The 2,043-nt window shown below is 50.3% G+C and carries 1 protein-coding gene; it reads right to left on the reverse strand.

The annotated features are described in order from the left end of the window. Nucleotide 1: 1 nt before the first annotated feature. The coding region (locus tag U9P07_10905; GenBank protein ID MEA2109915.1) for a peptidase U32 family protein at nucleotides 2-2,043 on the reverse strand (2,042 nt) is incomplete at its 5' end.

Raw genomic sequence — 2,043 nt, forward strand, 5'->3', positions numbered from 1 at the left:
ATTAATCCCATTTTCGTGAATAATTGAATAATGTTCTCTGAGGAATCAATTTACCCTGGCGAATTTTAGTCAACAGGGAAGCAGGGTTACAACCAGGAGGATAGAACGAGAAATCGATTACCCGGGTGATCATATCAGCTCCGGGAAGTCGATAAAGATTGTCAGCCAGGGAAAATGGCTGAGTGGGAATCAGATAGGTCAATCCATCACGAAAATATGGATACAGTTGTTCACCATGGGGAGAGGTTAAAGGCACCTTCTTCCGGTTAAGCGGCAACGGTATGCGGGTAGGAAGCAGGGGCAAAAAAGTAAAAATCAGCAAAGCCAATTTCACCTCGGCCGGCGTCCGCTTACATACCATTTCCATACTTTCACGATCCATTTCCGGGGACAAAAGGACGGCCCTAAACCCCATAGCCCGATAGGCAATGACGGCCGCCAGGTTTGTCGCCGGCAGGTGGACGCCGGTAGCAAGCATGAGTTCTTGTTCATGCCGATTTTCAAACAGCTGAACCTGTCCGAGATTGTTTAGTTGAAAGCGTCTGAAGCCGGCGTTCAAAAGTCGTTTAACTTCCGTTGCCAGCCGCTGTTCACTACCGGGAAAATGAATTGCCGGCAGGCTCCAGATCAAACTGGGATGGCGCTGAAAAACTTTTCTTTCATGGCCCGCCAACCGATGCATAATCTGGCGATTCAGTTCGACAACCAAATCATAACCACGCTCCCGGGAAAAGCGCTGGTAGTTTTCCCAGGATGATACCTTCAGCTGCCAGGGCAACAGATCAGATGCGGTTTCAGTAACCGTTATCCCTGACGGCGAAGGAGCTGCCAGCCGATCGGGAACATAGTGAATGACCTTTTTTCGCTGTCGCGCCGGAGGTTTTACTTCACGTTTTAATTTTTCCAGCCAGTATTTCGCTCCCCGACTGCTGTAATAGTCCTTGCTCCCCACTTTCACCAGGACATCGCCTTGACGGCATGGAACCGGCACCTCCAGCCATGCTTCAGTAAAATTCCCCTGTTTATGACCTTCCCCCGGCACCGGGCGAACCTCCTTTACGGTAAAGGCGTTCTTGCGCCCATCACCCTGACGACTGACCACCTTTATCCGGTCACCTGAAGACAAATTCCTGCTGATACGTACCCGTACACTATGGCCATTCACTGCCACGACCGTACCTACCCGGGTTCCCATACTGCCGTGCTGATGAAGCTGGATAATAGAATTGGGGTATGTGCCGGAAAGATTGGCACTGGTTAAGGGACGGGAATATGCTGATTGCAACTGAGCGTTCAATTCCCGGAGTTTTTCAGGCTCCAGATCACCGTCCCCGGCAATCAAATCGATGGCCTGGCGAAAAACTGAGGTAACCTGGCCCACATACTGGGAACTTTTCAGCCGGCCTTCGATCTTGCAGGAAGTAACTCCCATATCCATTAATTGGGGCAGAAATTCCAAAGCATTGTAATCTGATGGAGAAAGATAATATCCCGACTGGCTACCATGGGAATACAAGCGCCGGCAGGGCTGAGTACAGCGACCCCGGTTAGCGCTCTGGCCACCAAGAAAACTGCTGAACTGACACTGGCCGGCAATGGATAAACATAACGCCCCAAAAACAAAAACTTCCAATTCTGTTTCAGTTTGTTGACGAACCGCGGAAATCTCAGCCAGGGAAAGTTCCCGGGCCAGCACCACCCGTTTACAACCCAGCCCGGCAGCAACCTGAACCCCATTGGCGTTATGAATACTCAACTGGGTTGATACGTGAACCGGTAAACGCGGAAAATCACGACGGACAATATGGATGACTCCGGGATCCTGTACAATAACCGCATCCACCTCAAGATCCTGCAGCAGGCTTAAAAAACGATACAAAGAAGCAATCTCCTGCTCTTTCAGCAGGGTATTAACGGTCACATAGATTTTGACTCCCTGACGGTGGGCATAAGGTACCAGACGCTCCAGTTCGAAGTGAGAAAAATTTTTAGCCCGCTGGCGGGCACCAAATTCTTTTCCTCCCAGATATATTGCATCGGCCC

This window comes from Pseudomonadota bacterium (assembly GCA_034660915.1).
In the GTDB taxonomy this organism is placed as follows: Bacteria; Desulfobacterota; Anaeroferrophillalia; order Anaeroferrophillales; family Anaeroferrophillaceae; genus DQWO01.